This window comes from Legionella fairfieldensis ATCC 49588 (assembly GCF_000621525.1).
GTDB lineage: Bacteria > Pseudomonadota > Gammaproteobacteria > Legionellales > Legionellaceae > Tatlockia > Tatlockia fairfieldensis.
Genome location: NZ_JHYC01000013.1, coordinates 1 through 22939 on the forward strand (window position 1 = coordinate 1; position 22939 = coordinate 22939).

Here is a 22939-nt window from a genome sequence, read left to right on the forward strand (position 1 = left end):
ACCCGTGTAAAAATTTTTAAAATCTCTAAATCTGGACATTTGAAACATAACCAAGATAGTCATAATCTCGCTAATCGATAAGCTGCAAGCCGGACCGCGCTTGCTTTTTGTCGGGCCTGTTAGCATATAATGTTCACAATGTTTATCTAACTCGTTGCAGAAATCGTCTATTTCGCAGAAAATATTAACCAGCTGGTGCATGTCCATATCACAAATTCCTTTCGTCGGGAAAAAATTGCGATATTACAATGTTCCAGCTACCTTTTTCTATTTCAAAACAAATTAACCTTTTGATCTATAATGCTTTATTAAAGTTTAAAACCCATTACTGGGGTTTTTTATAGGAATCAATTTTTGCTGGTTCCCGGACGATTGGCGGTCTGGTATATGTTCTAACACTCTTATCCGAGCCTCTATTAAGTTGTCCCTCAAGATCTTCCAGTCTTCTCTTAATACGAAAATCCAAGGATCTTAATCTGACTTCTTCTGCATACGTTGCTCTCTGCTTGATATCGTTTGCCAGTAATTCGAGATTACTATTATCAATTTCTAATTTAACAAAAAAAACAAATTCATTATTATCCAGCTCTAACGTTCCAGAACTCATATCATGTCTAATGACCTTAACGTAAGGATAGTGACTGTCATCTACGCTATGTACACTATCACAAAAATCTTTAATATCCATATAATCAGCGGGACATCTATATGGTTTTGTTTGAATTTCATGCCAGGGAGAGGGCGCCGATGAGTTTTTGGAATAAATATACCATATACCATTTTCTTTTTTTAAAAGAGAACCATTTTCTGTAATAAAATAAGTCATTGAAATTTCATTTAGTTTAGTCATATTGATTAGTTATTATACCTAATTTCTGTTAAGAAAACCTTAAGCAGGCTTTGTTGTTCAAAAAAAAATCTTTTTGGATATTAAGTACAAACTGGAAATACCTTTTGCTTATCGGTATCATTGAGTGTTTGGAATAACTAAGGTTATAAAGGATGCGTTTTGTTTTTATTCTCTTACTTGGCATTATGAGCGTGAATACTGAGGCGGCAAATGACTCCGCTATTCAGCAGATTAAAGAGCGTATCCAACCGATAGGTAAAGTGCGTCTGGCTGAAGAAGTAAGCTCTGAACCCGTAGAAGAGAAATCAGGACAAATTATTTATGAACAACATTGTTCTGTGTGTCATCGTGACGGGTTGGCGGGCGCTCCCAGATTTCAGGTAGCTACTGATTGGCAGCAGCGTCTTGATGATAAGACACTCGATGAACTGGTCGCTTCTGCAATGAAAGGGATGAATGCAATGCCTGCAAAAGGAACCTGTACAGAATGTAGTGAGGCAGATCTTAAAAATGCTATTCAATATATGTTGCCCCAGCATGACTAAATTAACTTATAAATACGGACAGATTTTTCTTGCTTTTGTAAGCTGCATCGTTTTTTTATGCTCTTTGTATTTTCAATATGTTCAACATATGCAGCCTTGTCCTTTATGTTTGATGCAGCGTTTAATGGTATTTTTACTACTTGTTTTTTATTTGCTGGGTGCATATGTTAACAATTTGAGATCTCGTAAGATAATAATTGTTTCCCAAGGCATTATTGCTTTAGGAGGTGTATTTTTCGCCACTCGCCAGATGTGGTTGCAATCATTGCCTGCCAATCAAACACCTGCGTGTATGCCAGGACTTGAGGTATTAATTCAATATTTTCCGTGGCAGGATGTGTTGCGCACGCTACTTTGGGGTACAGAAGATTGTGCGGAAATATCCTGGCAGTGGCTTGGCCTGTCAATGCCGGCCTGGTCAACGCTCTATTTTCTAGGTATGCTGTTTGCCACGTTAGTCTTTTTGCGCGATTTATTCGTTGTGAAGAATAAGTAAATTCTTTAGGCCATGCTGGTAAATAAGAAACCACTTGGCTATCATCACCAGTCATCACAGTGAATTAATCGATTAGAATGAATCAATTTGGCTCAGAAATTATTAAAAACCATCCTTTCACGAATGCACGGGTTACGCGGATTACTACACCTCATGGCGATTTTTTAACCCCTGTATTTATGCCCGTTGGCACTCGTGCTGGCGTGAACAATATGACCCCTCAGGAATTGCTCGCTGCGGGCAGTCAGATTATTCTGGGCGGCAATACCTATCATATGCTTTGCGCCCCGGGAATGGACATTATTGAAGAGGCTCAAGGCATGCATCGTTTCATGGGGTGGCATGGTCCTATGTTAACGGATAGTGGTGGTTTTCAGATTTTTAGCCTCTCAAAAAATAAAGAAATTTGTACAATTGATGAGGAAGGCGCGCATTTCAAACTTCCCGTTACGGGACGCCTGATTCATATGACACCCGAAATGTCTCTTGCCACCCAAAAAATTATTGGTGCTGATATTATTATGGCTTTTGATCAATGTACGCCTGATCGTTGTTCTCGGGATGAAGTACAACGAATTATGGCACGGACGCATCGCTGGCTTAAGCAATCTATAACCTATCATCAGCAATATCCCGCCTCTCGTTATGGTGCCCCGCAAGCCTTGTTTGGTATTGTTCAAGGGGGGATCTATAATGATTTACGCCGTGAAAGTGCCGATTTTATTGCTTCAATGAATACGGATGGTATTGCCATTGGGGGCGAAACAGTGGGTTTTGACATGGAAATGACAGTGGAAGTTATTCGCTGGGTACGATCTTGTTTACCGGTAAACAAACCACGATATACGATGGGAGTGGGTATGTCTCCCCAGGATTTGATTGATGTCGTTGCGGAAGGGATTGATATGTTTGATTGTGTAGCTCCGACGCGTAACGCACGTCATGGCGCTCTGTATTCCGGTGAAGTGGTACGTGATGGACAGTGGTTACGCTTTGCAAGTCATTATGAAAACGAGCGTATTCAGATTAAGAAAGCCTGTTTCGCTAACGATCCTTTGCCTATTATGCCAGATTGTACCTGCTATACCTGTCAAAACCATTCCCGGGCGTTTTTACATCATTTATTTAAACAAAAAGCAAATTTATTTACAGCTTTAGCAAGTATACATAACGTTCATGTCATGCATGATGTTTGTGCTAAAATGCGGACTCTTATTCTTGCGTCATAATTTAATTGGAGAGTTTTAATGATCGTAATCAGTACATCAAAAGGGGATATCAAGGTACAGTTGGATGAAGAAAATACACCTAAAACGGCTGAAAATTTTCTGCATTATGTGCGCAGTGGTTTTTATTCTGACACTATTTTTCATCGAGTCATTGATGGTTTTATGATTCAAGGTGGTGGGTTAACCGCAGACATGGAACAGAAAAGTACGGAAACTGGAGTAGAAAATGAAGCAAAATCAGCAAAACCCAATAAGCGAGGCACCATTGCAATGGCAAGAACAATGGACCCTCATTCAGCAACAGCACAATTTTTTATCAATTTGGTTGATAATTCCTTCCTTAATTTTAGTGGCGAAACTGTTCAGGGTTACGGTTACTGCGTTTTTGGCGAAGTTGTAGAGGGAATGGACGTGGTCGATGAAATTGCCAGGGTTCAAACTGGACAACGTATGGGACATAGCGATGTACCCGTCGAAGAGGTGATAATTCAGGAGGTTCGTGAGATTTAATACCTTAACCCGCTGGCCTCCGTGCCAGTGGCGAAAAGTAAAAGATGGCACTAGGCTTATAGTAGGTAGTTATATTGAGTAAAGACAACGTCTGATTGGAGTGAGTAATAATGGTTAATGCATCCGCAGAAAAACCGTCTACATTTATACAGTCCGTAGACAAAGATTTGCAAGATAGTATTCGTCGTCTGGAGCAAAAGCTTAAAGGATTGCAAGCTGAAATTGAGGTAAAAATACAAGCGATAGATTATGAGCAGAATGAAATTGCAGAAGAGCGAAAAAAACAATTAATTGCTTTGGCGGAGGAAGTTAGCCTGGCAATAGAAGGAATAAAAGAATTAGTGAATCTGGTAGTCACCGATGAGTTTGAACAGAGCGAATTGATGGATAAGGAAAATCTGGAATCCTTGCGTGAGTTGTTTAAAAATAATCTCGATAAGATTATGAAAATCAGAGAGCAATTTTAATAGTTAGCACCGATGTTATTCAGATAACTTTTCAGCTCCCCTTCTCCCTTGAGGGGACAGGTTAGGATAAGTGATGTTATTCAGTTAACCGTTCAGCTCCCTTCTCTCTTAAGGGGACGGGTTAGGATAAGTGATGTTATTCAGTTAACCGTTCAGCTCCCTTCTCTCTTGAGGGGACGGGTTAGGATAAGTGATGTTATTCAGTTAACCGTTCAGCTCCCTTCTCCCTTGAGGGAGAAGGGTTGGGGATGAGGGTGCCTGATTTGGATAACTACCGATGAATGATGATATTATCATTATCATGAAAGCAGCATTTAATAGTGAATCAAATGTTTACAAACATCATGAGAGAACGCGCCCAAAAACTAAGACGAAACATGACTGATGCGGGAAATCGGATGTGGTATTATTTACGTAACAGGCGCTTATGCAATTATAAATTTGTTCGGGAACAAGTGATTGGTAATTATATTGCTGATTTTGTTTGTCGTGAGAAAAAATTGATCGTGGAAATTGACGGTGGACAACATATCAATGCAAAGAACTATGACGCTAATCGCACTAAATACTTGGAAAGCCGTGGCTATCGAGTGTTACGCATTTGGAACGATGAAGTTTTTAAAAATATACAAGGTGTAATGGATAGCATTTTGCATTTACTTGAAGACCGAGACAAACCAGCCACCCTCATCCCCAACCCTTCTCCCTCAAGGGAGAAGGGAGCTGAACGGTTAACTGAATAACATCGCTGTCCTAACCCCGTACCCTCAAGGGAGAAGGGAGCTGAACGGTTAACTGAATAACATCGCTGTCCTAACCCCGTCCCCTCAAGGGAGAAGGGAGCTGACCGGTTAACTGAATAACATCACTTATCCTAACCCGTCCCCTCAAGGAGAGAAGGGAGCGGACGAAGTTAATTGAATAACACCGCAAATCAAGAGGGGCGGTTGTTAGTTTCACAATCAGGATACTTTGCAACTGGTACGAAAAAGAGCATAATAACTGGCTTTTGATAAGTGAAAAAGCCCTATGAAACAAACGGTCGAACAATTACTCGCGCAAGCTGTTGATGCTCTCAAGCTTTCTTCTGTTATTCCGCAGGACATTACGGTTGAAATTAAGGTAGAGCGCGCCAAAGATACTCATCATGGGGACTTTGCTACCAATCTGGCTTTGATGCTTGCTAAACCTTGTGGCCAGCCTCCGCGTCAGATGGCGGAGTTAATAATAAATCATTTGGTTTCTCATCCAACAGTTGAGCGTATCGAAATCGCTGGCCCTGGCTTTATTAATTTTTTTATGCGCGAGGAAGCCCGTTCTCAAATTATCGCTGAAATAATAAAAAAAGGCGAATGCTTTGGTCATAACGATCTGGGAAGTGGTCAAAAGGTAATTTTGGAGTTTGTTTCCGCTAATCCCACCGGTCCGTTACATGTCGGACATGGGCGCGGTGCTGCTTTTGGCGCAACTTTGGCCAATTTATTAACGGCCGCAGGGTTTACTGTCAGTTGTGAATATTATGTCAACGATGCTGGCCGGCAAATGAATATTCTTGCTGCAAGCGTGTGGCTCCGTTATCTGAGTCTGGCGGGAGAAACGATAGTTTTTCCTGCTAATGGTTATCGCGGTGAGTATGTGACGGCAATTGCCAGGGAAGTGCTTGATCAGTATGGTCAACGGTTTCTGCATTCATGGTCATCTGTTCAGGAGGGCCTGCCAGCCGATGAACCACAAGGTGGCGATAAGGAAATCTATATCGATGCCTTGATTGAACGAGCACGTATCCTGCTTGGGAATGAAGGTTTTAATTTATTTCACAAACAGGCATTAAATTCAGTGTTGGATGACATTAAAGATGATTTGACCGGGTTTGGTGTTCAGTTTGACTGTTGGTTTTCCGAGCAATCCTTGTTTGATAATGGCGCTATTCACAAGGGGATTAACGCATTGAAGAGTGCGGGGCATACTTATGAAAAAGAAGGTGCTTTGTGGTTTCGGGCCACAGATTTTGCCGATGAAAAAGATAGGGTACTGGTGCGTGCAAATGGACAAACCACTTACTTTGCTTCAGATGTTGCTTATCATTGGAATAAATATGATCGGGGTTTTGATCGGGTCATTGATATTTTTGGAGCCGATCATCATGGGTATGTGACTCGCGTAAGAGCCGCTGTTAGTGCATTAGGCCATGCTGAGAAAGAATTGGATGTGTTATTGGTTCAGTTTGCCATTCTTTATCGTGGTGGAGAGCGTGTACAAATGTCCACACGTAGTGGTTCTTTTGTTACCTTACGAGAGTTGCGTGAGGAGGTAGGAAATGATGCAGCGCGTTTCTTTTATGTAATGCGTAAGCCTGAACAGCATATGGACTTTGATCTTGACCTCGCTAAATCACAATCAAGTGACAATCCTGTTTACTATATTCAGTATGCTCATGCTCGTATAAGCTCTGTATTTCGCCAGTTACAAGAGCGAGGGTTAGAATGGGACGAGGCAAAGGGTCTTACAGTAATTGAGCAATTAAACACCCCGCAGGAAGTGGCATTAATTTCCTTGCTTTGCCGTTATTCTGAAGTAATAATGACCAGTGCCAAAACTTGTGAACCCCACCAATTGGCTTATTATTTGCGGGAATTAGCAACAGGATTGCACAGTTATTACAATGCAGTACAATTGTTATGTAAAGATGAAAACCTGCGATCTGCGCGTTTATGTTTGTTAAAGGCCGTGCGTCAAATATTACGTAACGGTTTGCAATTATTAGGTGTATCAAGCCCCGAGAGCATGTGATGGCGAAGGATTACGGAAGACGAAGGCCAGTAAAACAAAAAAGTAGTGCCCCTCAGCAACTATTCTGGATTCTGATTTCTTTTTTTTGCGGCTACCTGACGGCAATGGTGTTTGATTTTAATAGTCTAAGCGGCTGGATTAAAGCAAACATTGCCAGTCAAAAAAATGAAGAAAAACCGGTATTAGCTTCCCCCAGGCAAGTCGAATTACCCAAGCCAAAGTTTGAGTTTTATACTTTGTTAGCAAAAGATAAAGTGAATTCAGCGACTTCTTTATCTCGTCCGCACCCGCAGGCCAACATAACGGAATCGCAGTCTATGGCACCAAGGTCACCGCAATCACCCCTTGGAGCAACGTTAACTGAAAAAATTGAAAATAAGCCTGTAGCAGTATCTGCCTCGACTAACAAAGAAACTTATTTGGTCCAGGTTGCTTCTTTCAGAAACCGACAAGATGCTGAACACATGAAAGCGCTGTTGACCTTAAAAGGATTTGATGTAAGCGTATCTGCTACAATCCAGCATCAGATGGACTGGTATCGTGTTATTGTGGGGCCTTTTGCCACCAAAGAAGACGCTGAAAAAGTGCAATTTACATTGGCCCAGAGTGAGCACGTTAAGGGAATGATTCGTAAAATGGCAGCTTAATGCCTTATCAGCAATCCCGCATTGAGCATCCGGAGTTTACTTGTGAAAAAAGAAATCGTTAAAACCACATTTTCAATTTCTAATGTGATGTGTCATGAGGGCTGTGGTACTTCCATTCGTAATTTGCTGAGTGATTTGAATACATTTAAGCAGCGGCAGTGGCTACCGGCCAGTGCCGAAACCGTAATTTGCCCACGGCCATCCGAATTCGGAACTTACTGCTTCGAGGTAAAAATTGAAAGCGAAGAAGAATTTAACCTGGATAATGCTCACGCCCATGAAATGCTTAAGGATTTTGAAGAAAGGTTGACTAATGCAGGTTTTCCTCTGGTAAGTCCCACGTGGGCGAACTGGATAAATATTGCTGTTAATTTAGGTGCTATCACTGCCATTATTATTTTAAATGTTGTTTTCCCACCGTCTCTATTGCTCACCCTGGGTCTAACGGCCATTTCTTTTTTAAGTACGGCTTTCACTGCACGTAGCTATTTTAAACAGTTCTATTACCACTTACGCGAGAAAGAGTTGAATTATATGCCAACTGCGATTACTTCGGGTTGGTTATTATCGTTGGCTCATACAATCTATCATGTTATTAAAATGCCTGTGTCCACCGGCTTTTCCATGGCATTTATGAACTTTGTTATGCCAGCTACATTAGTCACTCTTGTTAATGTAATGGATGAAATAAAGCGTTTGATTTTGGCCAAATCAAGATCCATGTATCGAAGTTTATTTCCTCAAATGGCAAAAGAATACGATTGCTATCAATTATCTTCTGAAGATCAGGATTTATTGAAAATAATGGACGCTGATATTCAATCTGAAGACAATCTTTCTCACTTACAAAAATTGATGGAAACAGAGCGACAAATTCTCTCTTTGGAAGAATCTGCCTTAAAAAAAGGAATGTTAATTACCGTTAAGCCCGGAGCGTGTTTCCCGGTAGACTGCAAGCTTTTACAGGGAGGTATATGGGTCGATGAATCTCACTTGACGGGTGAACCGCGGCATGCAAAGGAACGTTTTGATTTTGTTCATGCAGGTGCTGTTAATTTAAGTCAAACTGTGAAAGCCTGGGTTGCTAACGATTCCTATGACAGTACGATCAATAAAATATTATTTAGAGCTAATCGAGAGCGAAAAGCCCCGCCTGTTTCTCACCGTAAATTTACCTACCTTTACACGGCATTAATTTTAATAAGCATCATGGTATCTATTGCAATACCTGTTGCCTTGGGTTTTTTTACGCTTCCTTTATTATTACAAAATACGATGGGTATTCTGTTTGCAGTATGCCCTTGTACGGTTGCTATTGGTCACCAGTTACCGCGCTTATTGAGTCTGTATCAGCGTAATAAGAAAGGTATCAAATGCTGCAATGAGGCTCTCGCTAGCCAATCTGACTCCATACATACTATTGTTTTTGATAAAACAGGAACCCTGACAACAGGAAACAGTCAAGTTGATTCATCAGAAGGGATTGAAGACCCTCTATGGCAAAGAATTTATCTACTTGAAAAAGCTTATGGGGCAGAACACCCTCTCGCGAGAGCCATTAATACCTACTATGAAACAACCTATGCTCTACAATCTATTGTGATTAGAGATATTAGCGATGAATCGATTGATAAAAAAAATAGAGGATTATCTGCTATAGTCCAAGGTAATATAATTCACGTGGGTAATATAGACTATCTTCAGGATGAAGATATAGCGTATCTGCCAAAAGAATTCTCTCGTTCCGTACAGGAAAAGCTGTCACAAGGTTATTCGCCAGTCTATGTGGCAGAAAACAAGATTTATAAAGGCGTAATTCTGATAAAGCATGAAGTACGGGAAGGTATTATTCCCCTACTGAATCGCTTAAAGAATCCAAAAGACCCGGAGAAAAAAATAACATTAATAATGCTTACGGGTGACGAACCTCTCTCTGCGGAGGGATTTAATAAACAAAATGGCCTCATTTTTGAACCTGAAAATATTCATGCGAAGCAAACACCTCAAAAAAAAGAAGCCTTTCTGCGTGATTTAATGGCATCGGTAAAATCAAAAAATAAAAAGGAATCAAAAGGTAAAGAAAAGTCAAAAGATATCGCAGCAGGAGTCTGGTTTGTTGGTGATGGTTTAAATGATGCACTTTGTGCCAGAGTTGTCTCCGAAGAAGGTGGCGTCAGCTGCTCAATGACTTCTACGGATAAAGTGGCATTTTTTTCCGACATTATGTTAAACGGTTCTATAAATTACTTATTTGATCATACTACGCTTAACCAATTCGTGAAAAAAAATATTGCACAAAATCAATGGATTTTGGCTTACGGCGCCATCGCCTTTTTAGCATTTATTCTTGGTTTCTCTGTGGCGGGTGTGGCTGTTTCACCCTTAATTCCGCTAGTCGTCATGACCTCAACCACTCTGTTTATTTTATTTAATTCTTACCGTGCGAAATGTGCTGTGGATAATATTCTGGATGAAAAAGCGTCATGGTTAAAGAAACCGTTAGCTTCCGATTTATCGCTGGGCTTGCTGATTAGTACAAGTGTCCTGCTCATAGGTGCTTTGCTCATTACAACGATAGCAACCGGCGGGCTAGCTTTTCCCGTCATTGCTTTTACAGCCGGGATAGTAACGGCATTAGGCAGTGCGTGTATATTGGCTGCCGGTGTTACAGTAGGATCATTTGCTTTATGTGTTATTAGTTATTTTTTGGGGGCTATGTTTAATACTACGGACAGGCAAACGAAAATTGCTCAAGTTTCTGCAAGGCAACCAGTCGAAGTAATCACTGACCTACCTTCAAAATTTGTCGAAGAGGAAAAAAATCAGGGGATTAATAATTTATTTCACCCACGCAATAAAAAAGAGAATGGCTTCACTTCTCCAGATATCCTGGAGGAAAATGTGGCACAAAATTACACCCATGTAACTTTGTCATGAATAATCCCTGCTTGGCTGATGAGCATGCATCGCGTATCTTGTAGATACAACAAGCAAAGAAGTTGAATCATTGCTGGACAATGTTGCTAATAGAGAAAAAAGACTAAAATGTATTGTTAACGAGTTACCGTAACTTGTACATTCGCCGCATTCTTAACTGCATGCGGTTTGCTGACAGCGATGGTAATCTGGTTGATATTAAATTCATTTTTAATTAAAGCAGCCACCTGTTCAGCCACCGTTTCAATTAAACAAAAAGCATTGGATTCAATATAATCGGTTACCCGATTACACAGCGCAGCGTAATCAATAGTATGGGCCAATTTATCCTGACAGGTGGAAAAATCAGCAGGGATTGTGATGTCCAACAGGAGAGGTTGGGTAATTTGTTGTTCCCAGGCGTAAACACCTATACGTGTCGCTATACTTAAACCCTTTATATGAAGACTATCCACTTCTTTGCTCCAAAACAGCGTTGGCCTAGCATAACAATCAGAAAATAGAAGAGCAACTTTAAAAATCGCTTGGGAAATAATTCTATTTCTTTTTACGAAAGACTGTTTTGAGAAGATAAGATTATATTAAATAGCCTATAGTTTGGTTAGTGGTCGCTTTGTGCCGGACGAAAGTCGGCATCCAGGGAGGAGTTTTCTGTTACAGGCAAGCAAGCCCATTCTCTTAGGGGCGAAAAGGATTATAATACCTTCGAAAAATTATTTTAGAGCAGCAACAAGGAAAAAATGATAAGATTTTGGCTTTAGTTATTTGTCAGGTAGTTATGAACGATATCAGTGAATCCCTATTTATTCGTGCCTTACAGCGAAAGCCCGTACCTCGTACTCCTGTCTGGATTATGCGTCAGGCGGGTCGTTATCTGCCAGAATATCGGGAAGTACGACAAAAAGCGGGTGATTTTCTCAGCCTTTGTAAAAATCCAGAACTGGCTTGTGAAGTAACGTTGCAACCTCTTCGCCGTTTTTCTTTGGATGCGGCAATCTTATTTTCAGATATTTTAACTATTCCTGACGCTATGGGGCTGGGCCTCTATTTTAGTGAAGGAGAGGGACCTTGTTTTGAACGACCAATTCGCAGTTTAAGCAGGATTGATGCGCTGACTATTCCTCAACCACACGATGAATTAACCTACGTGGTGGAGGCTGTGCGCCTTATTCGGCGTGAAATGCCCAATCATTTACCTTTACTGGGTTTTGCAGGTAGTCCCTGGACTTTGGCTTGTTATATGGTGGAAGGACGAGCCAGTCGCGATTTTAAATCGATTTTGCACCTTCTTTATACAGAGCCACAAGCTGCTCATTGCTTGCTGGCTAAACTTGCTCAGGCTGTGACTGTATACCTTGAAGCGCAAATTGAAGCCGGAGTGAATGCCTTAATGATTTTTGATACCTGGGGAGGTATTTTAACGCCTCAGTCCTATCAGGTTTTTTCTCTTTATTATATGGAGCAGATCGTTTCTTCTATAAAGCAACGATATCCGCAGATTCCTGTCATTCTTTTTACTAAAGGGGGCGGGCAGTGGTTAAAGCAAATGGCCAAAACGGGCTGTGATGCTCTGGGTCTGGACTGGACTTGTGATCTCGGTTTTGCTCGTTCACAAGTCGGTGACAAGGTAGCTCTGCAAGGTAATCTTGATCCAGCCGTGTTACTTACCAATCCTGATTGTATCAGGCAGCAGGTCAAGCAAGTCTTGCAAGCCTTTGGAAAAGGTGCTGGCCATGTGTTTAACCTGGGGCATGGTATCACTCCTGATGTACCGCCCGAACATGTGACTGTAATGCTTGATGCCGTTCATGAATTTAGTCCGGCCTGTCATGATAATCGATAGTGATTTTAAACCGGCCTGGTGGTTACCAGGCTCCCATAGCCAAACCATGTATCCGACTCTGGTCAGACGAATTAAAACACCAGTTGATGAAATGGAGCGGATTGAATTACCCGATGGTGATTTTATTGATTTGGCATGGGCAAATAATGGTTTATCTCCCGATGCACCCTTAATCGTTTTATTGCATGGCTTGGGTGGTTCCATGCATTCTGCTTATGCGGCAGGTTTGATGCATGCGTTTAATCGCTTCGGCTGGCGTGCAGTATTAATGCATTTTAGAGGGGCAAGCCAGGAGCCTAATCGTTTACCACGCGCTTATCATTCAGGTGATACCGGGGATATTAATTACCTGCTTCATCTTTTAGCTCAACGTGAACCTCAGAGCAAAAAAGCAGTAGTAGGTGTGTCATTAGGCGGAAACGTATTGCTTAAATGGTTAGGTGAACAAGGTTCGCAATCGTTAATTGACGCGGCGGTGGCAGTGTCGGTACCTTTTCAATTGCGTATCGTTGCCGAGCGTATTGGGAAAGGTTTTTCACGCCTTTACCAAGACTATTTATTGCGTCGTCTAAGACAAGTATTTGCACAGAAAAAAGCAAGATACACGTCTGAAAATATGCCTCAGCCTCTAAACGATGTTCATAAATGGCGATGCTTTTGGACATTTGACGATCGGGTGACCGCGCCACTACATGGTTTTCCTCATGTGCATGCTTATTATAATGAAGCAAGTTCTCGTCGATATTTGTCTTGTATCGCAACCCCAACGTTAATCATTCATGCGCTCGATGATCCCTTTATGACGCCAGCAGTTATTCCTTCTGCGAATGAGCTATCTTCAGCAATTTGTCTGGAGGTGAGCGCCAAAGGTGGGCATGTGGGATTCATTGCAGGCAACTTGCCTGGCAGACCGATTTACTGGTTAGAACAGCGGATTCCTGCTTATTTACAGCAAATTTTTCTTTAACCTGTCGTGTCAATTGGATGGCCATTTCCAGAGATTGTTCATAATTCAGGCGAGGATCGACTAAACTGCGGTAAGCACGTTTTAGATCGTCCTTATTTAATCCACGCGCACCGCCAATACATTCGGTGACGTTATCTCCCGTTAGCTCAAAATGAACCCCTCCTAAATAGCTATTCATTTCATGATGAATTTGCATGGCTTGCTGTAATTCCGAGAGAATAGTATCAAAATGGCGAGTTTTAATCCCGTCAGAGGTAATTTCAGTATTCCCGTGCATTGGATCACAGGACCAGGTGACAGGACTTTTCGTTTTATGGACCGCCTCAATGAGTGGGGGTAGTAGCCGAGAGATATTTTGTGCGCCGAATCGGGTAATGAGAAGCAGACGTCCTTCTTCATGGTGAGGATTAATCAGGTTTATTATTTCCGTCAGCCATTCTGTGGTTGCATCAGGCCCTACTTTGATTCCCACCGGATTTTGTATACCCCGTAAAAACTCCAGATGGGCGCTATGTGGTTTTGCCGTGCGCATACCTGTCCAGGGTAAATGGGTAGAGAGATTATACCATAAGCCATCATGCAGGCGGCGTGTAAGGGCTTGCTCATAATGAAGATGTAAGGCTTCATGGGAGGTATAAAAATCAACTTTATTCAAATTACTTGCACGCAAACCATCAATCGCTTCGATAAAATCAAGCGACTCACTGAGCGAGTGGACAATAGCATGATATTCATCGGCTTGAGGAGAATGTTCTACAAAATCCAAATCCCATTGTTGCGGATTATTTAAATCAGCAAATCCACCGTCAAGTAAAGCACGAATAAAATTGAGCGTCATCGCGGCGCAACTGTAGCCTTGTAACATTAATTTGGGATTAGGGATACGGGCCGAGGCATTAAATTGTTGCGAATTGACCAAATCACCGCGGTAACTTGGCAACGTAATACCATCCATTGTTTCATAATCCGAAGAGCGGGGTTTTGCATATTGACCCGCTATGCGTCCTATTCGGACAATAGGCTTACGGATGCCATGAATCATAATCAGACTCATTTGCAATAAAATTTTGAGTTTGCTGCTTATTATGTCGGAACGACAGTCCTTAAATGATTCGGCGCAATCACCACCTTGCAGAATAAATGCTTCCCTGCGTCCTGCTTTTGCTATGGCACGCTTTAAGTTTTTTATTTCCCCACTGGTGACCAGAGGAGGCAACAGACTTAATTGCTCAACAACCTTGTCCAGCTGATTTTTATCGGGGTAAATTGCTGCTTGTTCGTAGGGAAACTGTTGCCAGGAAAGAGGAGACCATTGTTGCATAATAAACCTCTTACTTAATGTCTATACTATAACATAACCCGCCAGGGGCTATACTTGTGGCAAGCTCGCTCAGGTCAGCCAGGCGCCCTTCTATACATTCATGGGCCTCGCTCGCATCTGCTTAAAACCTGGTGATGGTGCCATAGTATGCGATGGATGAACAATGTGTGCAAGCAATTACAAATAATCGGGGTACTGGACTTGAATTTTTTTGAATGACCCCCAGTTAAGGGCATCAACTTATGTGAGAGGGTTTTTTATGAATAAAAATAAAAGCAAAGATTGGCATAAAATCAAAAAAGAAAGCGAGCAGGCAGAAGAGCAACAGTTAAACGAAGAAGAGGAAACAGAACATAATGAAGCTGCCCTGGAGCATTTGAGTTATGCTGAGCTTGAAGAAAAACTGACCCTTGCTGAACAAAAAGCGCATGAAAACTGGGAAAAGGCTGTTCGTGCAACGGCTGAACTGGAAAATATTCGTCGCCGTGCAGAACGTGATATCACCAATGCTCATCGTTATGGCCAGGAAAAATTGATTCATTCTTTTTTACCGGTTATTGATAGCCTTGAACAAGCGTTGCAGTTAGCTGGAAAAGAAAGTCAGCAAGGTATGCGGGAAGGCTTGGAGTTAACGTTAAAATTATTTATAGATGCTTTAAAAAAACTGGATGTGGAACAGATCGATCCCCAAGGCGAAGTGTTTAATCCTCAGGAACATGAAGCAATGTCCATGCAGGATGTACCAGGTGTTGAACCTAATACGGTCCTGACAGTGTTTCAAAAGGGCTATAAGTTGAATGACAGGGTAATTCGGCCCGCGCGAGTGATTGTGGCGAAGCCAAAACCTATTAATGAAAAAGCTTGAAATTAACAAATTATCCCCCATATGACAACTATTGCATAATAAATAGAGAATTGGAGCAAGAATAAAATGGCAAAAATTATCGGTATTGACTTAGGTACGACCAACTCCTGCGTAGCAGTAATGGAAGGTCCTACAGCTCGTGTTATTGAAAACAATGAGGGACATCGCACAACACCTTCAATTGTTGCTTTTACCAATGATGATGAAATTCTTGTTGGCCAGCCAGCGAAGCGTCAGGCGGTAACCAATCCGGATAATACCCTGTATGCCGTTAAGCGTTTAATCGGCCGTCGGTTCGATGATCCCGTTGTACAAAAAGATATTAAAATGGTGCCTTATAAAATTACTAAGGCAGATAACGGGGATGCCTGGGTACGTGTTAAAGGTCAGGACAAGGCTCCTCCACAGATTTCAGCAGAAGTTTTGCGTAAAATGAAAAAAACTGCTGAAGATTATTTAGGTGAAACAGTGACCGAAGCGGTTATTACTGTTCCCGCTTACTTTAATGACTCGCAGCGTCAGGCTACTAAAGATGCTGGACGAATTGCAGGTCTGGAAGTCAAACGTATCATTAACGAGCCTACCGCAGCCGCTCTGGCTTATGGTATGGACAAAAAACGAGGCGACTCTGTTATCGCTGTCTATGACTTGGGCGGCGGTACTTTTGATATTTCCATTATTGAAATTGCCGAAGTAGATGGTGAACATCAGTTTGAAGTATTAGCTACCAATGGCGATACTTTCCTGGGTGGTGAAGATTTTGATTTGACTCTCATTGAATACCTTGCTGCTGAATTTAAAAAAGATACAGGGATTGATTTGCATAATGATCCACTGGCTTTACAACGGTTAAAAGAAGCGGCAGAAAAAGCCAAAATTGAATTATCTTCTGCCCAACAAACGGACGTTAATCTTCCTTATATTACTGCCGATGCTTCAGGGCCAAAACATTTGAACATCAAACTTACGCGAGCAAAACTCGAGTCATTGGTAGAAAAACTGGTTGAACGTACTATTGAGCCTTGCAAAATTGCCTTGAAAGACGCTGGTTTGAATGTATCGCAAATTAATGAAGTGATTCTTGTCGGCGGTCAGACCCGTATGCCAATGGTGCAAAAAACGGTGCAGGATTTCTTTGGGAAAGAGCCTCGTAAAGACGTCAACCCTGATGAAGCAGTAGCGGTGGGTGCTGCGATTCAAGCGGCCGTGTTGTCAGGTGATGTCAAAGATATTTTATTACTCGATGTCACTCCACTTTCGTTAGGAATTGAAACCTTAGGCGGTGTGATGACCAAGTTAATTGAGAAAAATACCACAATTCCAACAAAGGCTAATCAGGTATTTTCCACAGCAGATGACAGACAGACGGCGGTCACTGTGCATGTGTTACAAGGTGAACGTGAGCAGGCATCTGCCAATAAGTCTTTAGGCCGCTTTGACCTGACTGATATTCCTCCTGCGCCACGCGGTGTGCCTCAGATTGAAGTTACTTTTGATATTGATGCCAATGGTATTTTGAATGTATCTGCCAAAGATAAAGCCACAGGTAAAGCTCAATCGATTGTGATTAAAGCGTCCAGTGGATTGAGTGACGCAGAAGTTGACGCCATGATCAAAGATGCGCAAACTCATGCCGATGAAGATAAAAAATTCAAAGAGATGGCTGACATTCGCAATCAGGCCGATAGCCTTATCCATAGCAGTGAAAAATCCTTGAAAGATTTGGAAAATGAATTGTCTGAGGATGAGAAGAAAGGGATTGAAACGGCTATTGCCGAGCTGAAAGAAGCCACCAAGAGTAACGATAAAGCCATGATTGAAGAGAAGTTAAAAGTTTTAAACGAAGCTTCCGGTAAAATGGCTGAGCGTATTTATGCTAAAAAAGCGGCTGAAGGTCAACCTGCTCAGGAAACCTCTGATGCATCTGCTCAGGAAACGTCAGCAAAATCAGATGAAGGTGTTGTTGATGCTGAATTTGAAGAAGTCAAAGAGGATAAAAAATAAGTAATTGAAGAGACGGAGGCACGAAAATGTCTTCGGATGAAAGATTTGGTGGCGGGGTGCTTGAGCACTCCGTTCTTTTTGAGCTATCTGCGGGATTTGAATCTTGCATTAACTAGCTAATAATTTTGAAAGTGGTATTAGAGTTATGGAACAGAAGGATTATTACGAAATTCTCGGTGTTAGTCGTACAGCTGAGGATGGTGAAATTAAAAAAGCGTATCGCAAGTTAGCAATGAAGTATCATCCTGATCGTAACTCTAATGATAAGGCCGCAGAAGAGAAATTTAAAGAAATACAAAAAGCGTATGGTGTGCTATCGGACAAGCAAAAGCGCGCTGCGTATGATCGTTTTGGCCATGCGGGTGTTGATCCTTCCATGGGAGGGGGCGCTGGGGGTTTTAGTGGTGGTTTTGGTGGTTTCGGCGATGTCTTCGAAGATATTTTTGAAAATATTTTTTCAGGTGGACGTGGTCAGGGACGCCAATCTCGAGGCCAACGAGGGGCTGATTTACAATTTAATGTGAGTCTTACTCTGGAAGAAGCAGCACTTGGCAAGCAAATTGAAATCACTGTTCCAAGACTGGCTGCCTGTCAAGTTTGTGAAGGGTCTGGAGCAAAGAAAGGCACCACCCCTAAAACTTGCGAAACCTGCAATGGCATCGGACAAGTACGTATACAACAAGGCTTTTTCTCGATTCAGCAAACCTGTCCTAACTGTCATGGTGAGGGAAATGTTATTAGCGACCCGTGTTCAAATTGTCATGGACAAGGCAGAGTCAGAGAAAGTAAAAAACTGACGGTTAAAATCCCTGCCGGTGTTGACAATGGTGATCGTGTTCGTTTAAGCGGAGAAGGAGAAGCCGGAATGCATGGCGGTCCCGCAGGGGATTTATACGTGCAGATTAATGTAAAGACACATGCTATTTTTGAGCGTCATGATAGCGACTTACATTGTGAAGTGCCTATCAGTTTTATTATCGCTGCCTTGGGAGGAACAATCGAAGTCCCTACATTAGAAGGTAGAGTGACCTTGAAAATACCTGCTGAAACCCAGACAGGGAAGACCTTTCGGTTACGCGGTAAAGGCATGAAATCAGTACGGGGACATGCAACGGGCGATTTACTTTGTAAAGTTGTGGTAGAGACACCGATTAATTTATCGCGCGAACAAAAAGAATTATTGACACAATTGCAAGACAGTTTAAATGCGGGTAAAAATCATTCACCACGTTCCAGCTCCTGGTTCGATGGAGTAAAAAAATTTTTTGAGGACATGAAATTTTGATGAGTATACGGTATAATTAGCCACTTTATTTCAGTGTACAGACATGCCAAATAGGATAAATAAGTTAAAATGGCTATAAATTGTCTGAAAAAGTCCTTATTATGGCGCTTTACACTACAGCTTGAAAGAGCCTTGTATGTTCAATAAACCAGCAATATTAGTCCTTGTCGACGGTACCATTCTACCAGGTCTTTCAATGGGAGCAGAGGGTGATGGTGTAGGGGAGCTGGTTTTTAATACGGCAATGACAGGATATCAGGAAATGTTGACTGATCCCTCTTATGCACGGCAGATCATTACTTTAACGGCTCCGCATGTGGGTAATACAGGTTGTAATCCGGAAGATATGGAGTCTTCCCGTATTTGGGCTGCGGGTTTAGTAATGCGTAATTGTACTTTACAACCCAGTAATTATCGTTCACGGCATTCACTTCCAAACTGGTTAAAAAAACAGGGTATTGTTGCTATTGCCGGAATTGATACTCGCCAGTTAACTCTTCGCTTACGAGAGCAAGGCGCAATTTCAGCCTGTATTAGTACTCATGTGGATCAACCGGAGCTTGCTCTGGCAAAGGCACGTTCTTTTGCAGGAATGGAAGGAACTGATTTAGCCGATGAGGTATCCCGGCAAGCGGTAGAACGCTGGCATGAGGGGCGTGGTCAGTGGGGTGAAGGCTCTGCTCCACTGGAATTTCACGTTGTGGCTTATGATTTTGGTATAAAGCATACTATCCTGCGGATTCTTTACGATAAAGGCTGCCACGTCACTCTGGTTCCGGCAAAAACCTCAGCAGCGGAAGTTCTTGCACTCAATCCTGACGGTGTTTTTTTATCAAATGGGCCTGGCGATCCGATGGCTTGTGATTACGCAATTAAAGCAACACAAGCGTTTCTGGAGGCTAAAGTTCCTCTTTTTGGTATTTGTCTGGGATTTCAAATTCTTGCATTAGCTTGTGGTGCCCGTTCGCTCAAAATGAAATTTGGTCATCATGGCAGCAACCACCCTGTTGCAGCAGTTAGTGAACCCCAACGCCTGTTTATTACCAGCCAGAATCACGGTTTCACGATTGATGAAGCCTCTTTACCAGATAGTTTGCAGGTAACGCACCGTTCTTTATTCGATCAAAGCTTGCAGGGAATTCGACATAAGAATAAACCGGCGCTGGGTTTTCAAGGTCATCCTGAAGCGGGACCTGGACCGCATGATATAGAAGTAATATTTAATGAATTTGTTGATTTAATGAGGAATAGTAAAAAACAGGTATAAGCCTGAAACAATTTACTTACCCCTGATGACAGTTCAAATTTTATATCGCCAGATGAACGAGTAATGAGGTCAACTTAAGGACAATCTCTACGTTTCGCGGTGTGACCGCGAAATGCCAACTCTGGGTTCCACGGCCAAAGCCGCGAAACGCTGGTAATAAAGAATTGCCCTTAAGCTACTGGCATGACGCCATTAGGTGAACGGGTAACAGTCAATTTTAAGAGGATATAGAGTGAGCGATTTGCATGTTTTTACATCAGAGTCTGTGTCGGAAGGGCATCCCGATAAAATAGCGGATCAAATTTCTGATGCTATTTTAGATGCTATTTTAGCTAAAGATCCTAAAGCACGTGTGGCTTGTGAAACGTTTGTTAAAACGGGCATGGTTCTGGTAGGTGGCGAAATAACCACCTCGGCCTGGGTTGATGTGGAAGCCATTACTCGGGATGTCATTAAAGACATAGGCTACAATAGTTCTGAAATGGGCTTTGATTGGGCTTCCTGTGCGGTGTTGTCGGCAATTGGCAAGCAATCACCTGATATTGCCCAAGGTGTGGACAATAAAGAAACTAATATTCTTGGTGCGGGTGATCAAGGACTTATGTTTGGTTACGCCAGTCGTGAGACGGATGTATTGATGCCTGCTCCTATAGCTTATGCACACCGCCTTATGGCGAGGCAAGCTGCTTTAAGAAAAGAAAATAAATTAACCTGGCTCCGCCCCGATGCGAAATGCCAGCTTACTCTTAACTATGAACAAGGTAAGCCAGTATCTGTCGATACTATCGTCTTTTCTACGCAACATTCACCGGATATCAGTCATAAGGATTTAACTGAAGCAGTCCGTGAAGAAATTATTAAACCCATATTACCCGCTGAATGGCTTTTAGCAGAAACGCGTTATTTTATTAATCCGACAGGTCGTTTTGTCATTGGTGGCCCTCTGGGAGATTGTGGTTTAACAGGTCGAAAAATCATTGTCGATACTTATGGAGGCATGGCACGTCATGGAGGAGGGTGTTTTTCAGGAAAAGATCCTTCCAAAGTGGACCGTTCTGCAGCTTATGCCGCTCGTCATGTGGCTAAAAACCTTGTGGCCGCAGGTATTGCAGATAAATGTGAAATTCAGGTTTCTTATGCGATAGGGGTGGCAGAACCTACTTCTATTAACATTGAAACATTTGGTACAGGTCGATTACCGAATCATGTCATTATTGATTTAATTACCACCCATTTTGATTTAACCCCCCAGGGTATTATTGATCATCATGATTTATTACGACCTATCTACAGGCAAACCGCTGCGTATGGGCATTATGGCCGGGAAAATTTACCCTGGGAGCGTTTGGATAAGGTCGATGCGTTGTCCAAAGCACTTTAACAGGAGGAATTCATGAAAGAAATAGATAGTGCTATAACAAACGACTTTAAGGTGCAGGACTATAAGGTCGCTGATTTGTCGCTTGCCGCCTGGGGCAGGAAAGAAATTGCTATTGCCGAAACGGAAATGCCTGGTTTAATGGCTTTGCGTGAAGAATTTGCAGGCCAAAAGCCATTGCAAGGTGCTCGTATTGCAGGTTGTTTGCATATGACTATTCAAACAGCGGTTTTAATTGAGACATTGTTGGCTTTGGGTGCTGAAGTCAGATGGTCCTCCTGTAATATTTTTTCTACCCAGGATCACGCTGCTGCTGCTATTGCCAAGGCCGGCGTACCCGTTTTTGCCTGGAAAGGTGAGACTGAAGAAGAATACTGGTGGTGTGTTGAACAAACTCTCCGCGGTCCTGGGGGCTGGACGCCTGATTTATTACTCGATGATGGTGGAGATTTAACCCAGCTTATTCATGAAAAATACCCTCACATGCTTGCCGATATCAGAGGAGTATCCGAAGAGACAACAACAGGTGTGGCACGGCTTTATGAGATGGCTAAACAGGGCCAATTAAAAATCCCTGCTATCAATGTTAACGATTCTGTGACGAAATCCAAATTTGATAATTTATACGGTTGTCGGGAATCTTTATTGGATGGCTTAAAGCGTGCTACCGATGTGATGATTGCTGGTAAAATAGCTCTTATTCTAGGTTATGGTGATGTCGGTAAAGGCTGCGCACAAGCATTACGTGGTCAAGGAGCCACAGTGTGGATCAGTGAAGTAGATCCTATCTGTGCTTTGCAAGCTGCGATGGAAGGATATCGTGTAGTCACTTTGGATGATGTCGCTGAACAGGTTGATATTCTTGTCACTGCAACAGGCAATTATCACGTAGTTACTCACGAGCATATTTTACGCATGCGTAATCAAGCGATTTTATGCAATATTGGTCATTTTGATTCAGAAATTGATATTCAAAGCTTGCGTCAGTATTCCTGGGAAACTATTAAACCTCAGGTTGATCATGTTATTTTACCTAACGGCAAACGAATTATTATTCTGGCCGAAGGGCGATTGGTTAATCTCGGGTGTGCAACAGGTCACCCAAGCTTTGTTATGTCTGCTTCTTTCACTAATCAAGTGTTGGCACAAATTGAACTGTTTCAATCGACCCGGATTTATGAAAATCAGGTTTATGTTCTTCCTAAACAGCTGGATGAAAAAGTCGCCCGTCTGCATTTGGCCCGAATTGGTGCAAAATTAACGCAACTCACTAAAGAACAAGCTGATTATCTGGGTGTTGCAATAGATGGTCCTTACAAACCGGAGCACTATAGATATTAATTTATTGGTCAAAAGAGCTTGTAAGTGTTCATGCAATGATGGCTTCAACTTAAGGATTGTGTCTATGTTCCGTGGCTTGCCCGGCATTGTCGCCAATTTAGTAAATAAGCAACAATGCCAAGTCGAGCCGTGAAAATATCGGCTGGCTTAATTAGAGTATATATGCTCTCCTTGAATATTGAACGATGTCTTGAGTG

Annotated in this window: 20 protein-coding genes and 1 pseudogene; 17 read left to right on the forward strand and 4 right to left on the reverse strand. The window is 42.1% G+C overall.

The window, feature by feature from the left end:
- Both T345_RS15295 and T345_RS0104195 read right to left on the reverse strand, forming a co-directional pair.
- Positions 1-207, reverse strand: a pseudogene (locus T345_RS15295) (IS982 family transposase); the annotation flags it as partial.
- Between the two features lie 118 nt (positions 208-325).
- Positions 326-826, reverse strand: coding sequence for a hypothetical protein (locus T345_RS0104195; protein WP_028388238.1), 501 nt, complete (start codon positions 824-826; stop codon positions 326-328).
- Between the two features lie 176 nt (positions 827-1002).
- Here T345_RS0104195 and T345_RS0104200 point away from each other — a divergent pair, with 176 nt between their 5' ends.
- The 9 genes from T345_RS0104200 (at position 1003) to T345_RS13545 (ending at position 10471) form a co-directional block, all read left to right on the forward strand.
- Positions 1003-1395, forward strand: a complete 393-nt coding sequence (locus T345_RS0104200) for a c-type cytochrome (protein ID WP_028388239.1) — start codon at positions 1003-1005, stop codon at positions 1393-1395.
- A complete protein-coding gene (locus T345_RS0104205; protein ID WP_028388240.1) occupies positions 1388-1891 on the forward strand; it encodes a disulfide bond formation protein B in 504 nt (167 codons plus the stop codon). Before T345_RS0104200 ends, T345_RS0104205 begins: the two co-directional genes overlap by 8 nt.
- Before the next feature lie 77 nt (positions 1892-1968).
- The gene (gene tgt / locus T345_RS0104210; RefSeq protein WP_028388241.1) at positions 1969-3120 is read left to right on the forward strand and encodes a tRNA guanosine(34) transglycosylase Tgt; all 1152 of its coding nucleotides are present in this window, start codon (positions 1969-1971) and stop codon (positions 3118-3120) included.
- An 18-nt stretch (positions 3121-3138) separates the two neighbouring features.
- Entirely contained in the window at positions 3139-3630 is a 492-nt protein-coding gene (locus T345_RS0104215) for a peptidylprolyl isomerase (RefSeq protein ID WP_028388242.1), read from the forward strand.
- A gap of 110 nt (positions 3631-3740) precedes the next feature.
- A complete protein-coding gene (locus T345_RS0104220) occupies positions 3741-4097 on the forward strand; it encodes a hypothetical protein (RefSeq protein WP_028388243.1) in 357 nt (118 codons plus the stop codon).
- Between the two features lie 329 nt (positions 4098-4426).
- On the forward strand, positions 4427-4840 hold the full coding sequence (locus T345_RS13540) for an endonuclease domain-containing protein (RefSeq protein ID WP_207385048.1): 414 nt from the start codon (positions 4427-4429) through the stop codon (positions 4838-4840).
- Between the two features lie 286 nt (positions 4841-5126).
- Positions 5127-6887, forward strand: a complete 1761-nt coding sequence (gene argS / locus T345_RS0104230) for an arginine--tRNA ligase (protein ID WP_028388244.1) — start codon at positions 5127-5129, stop codon at positions 6885-6887.
- A complete protein-coding gene (locus T345_RS0104235) occupies positions 6887-7534 on the forward strand; it encodes an SPOR domain-containing protein (protein ID WP_028388245.1) in 648 nt (215 codons plus the stop codon). Before argS ends, T345_RS0104235 begins: the two co-directional genes overlap by 1 nt.
- A 42-nt stretch (positions 7535-7576) precedes the next feature.
- Positions 7577-10471, forward strand: coding sequence for an HAD-IC family P-type ATPase (locus T345_RS13545; RefSeq protein WP_051555128.1), 2895 nt, complete (start codon positions 7577-7579; stop codon positions 10469-10471).
- A gap of 116 nt (positions 10472-10587) precedes the next feature.
- Here T345_RS13545 and folB read toward each other — a convergent pair whose 3' ends face one another.
- On the reverse strand, positions 10588-10926 hold the full coding sequence (gene folB / locus T345_RS0104245) for a dihydroneopterin aldolase (RefSeq protein ID WP_028388246.1): 339 nt from the start codon (positions 10924-10926) through the stop codon (positions 10588-10590).
- A 323-nt stretch (positions 10927-11249) separates the two neighbouring features.
- On the opposite strand from folB, the gene hemE reads away from it, so the two are divergent.
- Both hemE and T345_RS0104255 read left to right on the forward strand, forming a co-directional pair.
- On the forward strand, positions 11250-12314 hold the full coding sequence (gene hemE / locus T345_RS0104250) for a uroporphyrinogen decarboxylase (RefSeq protein WP_028388247.1): 1065 nt from the start codon (positions 11250-11252) through the stop codon (positions 12312-12314).
- Entirely contained in the window at positions 12301-13281 is a 981-nt protein-coding gene (locus tag T345_RS0104255) for a hydrolase (protein ID WP_028388248.1), read from the forward strand. Before hemE ends, T345_RS0104255 begins: the two co-directional genes overlap by 14 nt.
- Here T345_RS0104255 and T345_RS13550 read toward each other — a convergent pair.
- Positions 13199-14602 (reverse strand): 3-deoxy-7-phosphoheptulonate synthase class II, encoded by a 1404-nt coding sequence (locus T345_RS13550; RefSeq protein ID WP_084273729.1) that lies wholly within the window; start codon positions 14600-14602, stop codon positions 13199-13201. The genes T345_RS0104255 and T345_RS13550 overlap by 83 nt on opposite strands.
- A 259-nt stretch (positions 14603-14861) precedes the next feature.
- Between T345_RS13550 and grpE the strand changes: the two genes are divergently transcribed.
- From grpE to ahcY, 6 genes are all read left to right on the forward strand, one after another.
- Positions 14862-15467 carry a nucleotide exchange factor GrpE gene (grpE, locus tag T345_RS0104265; RefSeq protein ID WP_028388249.1) on the forward strand — a complete coding sequence of 202 codons (606 nt, stop codon included), beginning with the start codon at positions 14862-14864 and terminating at the stop codon, positions 15465-15467.
- A 66-nt stretch (positions 15468-15533) separates the two neighbouring features.
- On the forward strand, positions 15534-17471 hold the full coding sequence (dnaK, locus tag T345_RS0104270) for a molecular chaperone DnaK (RefSeq protein WP_028388250.1): 1938 nt from the start codon (positions 15534-15536) through the stop codon (positions 17469-17471).
- Between the two features lie 145 nt (positions 17472-17616).
- The gene (gene dnaJ / locus T345_RS0104275; RefSeq protein ID WP_028388251.1) at positions 17617-18756 is read left to right on the forward strand and encodes a molecular chaperone DnaJ; all 1140 of its coding nucleotides are present in this window, start codon (positions 17617-17619) and stop codon (positions 18754-18756) included.
- Between the two features lie 136 nt (positions 18757-18892).
- Positions 18893-20023 carry a glutamine-hydrolyzing carbamoyl-phosphate synthase small subunit gene (gene carA / locus T345_RS0104280; protein ID WP_028388252.1) on the forward strand — a complete coding sequence of 377 codons (1131 nt, stop codon included), beginning with the start codon at positions 18893-18895 and terminating at the stop codon, positions 20021-20023.
- A 232-nt stretch (positions 20024-20255) separates the two neighbouring features.
- Positions 20256-21404, forward strand: a complete 1149-nt coding sequence (gene metK / locus T345_RS0104285) for a methionine adenosyltransferase (RefSeq protein WP_028388253.1) — start codon at positions 20256-20258, stop codon at positions 21402-21404.
- A gap of 12 nt (positions 21405-21416) precedes the next feature.
- Positions 21417-22742, forward strand: coding sequence for an adenosylhomocysteinase (gene ahcY, locus T345_RS0104290; RefSeq protein ID WP_028388254.1), 1326 nt, complete (start codon positions 21417-21419; stop codon positions 22740-22742).
- The last annotated feature ends 197 nt before the right edge of the window (positions 22743-22939 follow it).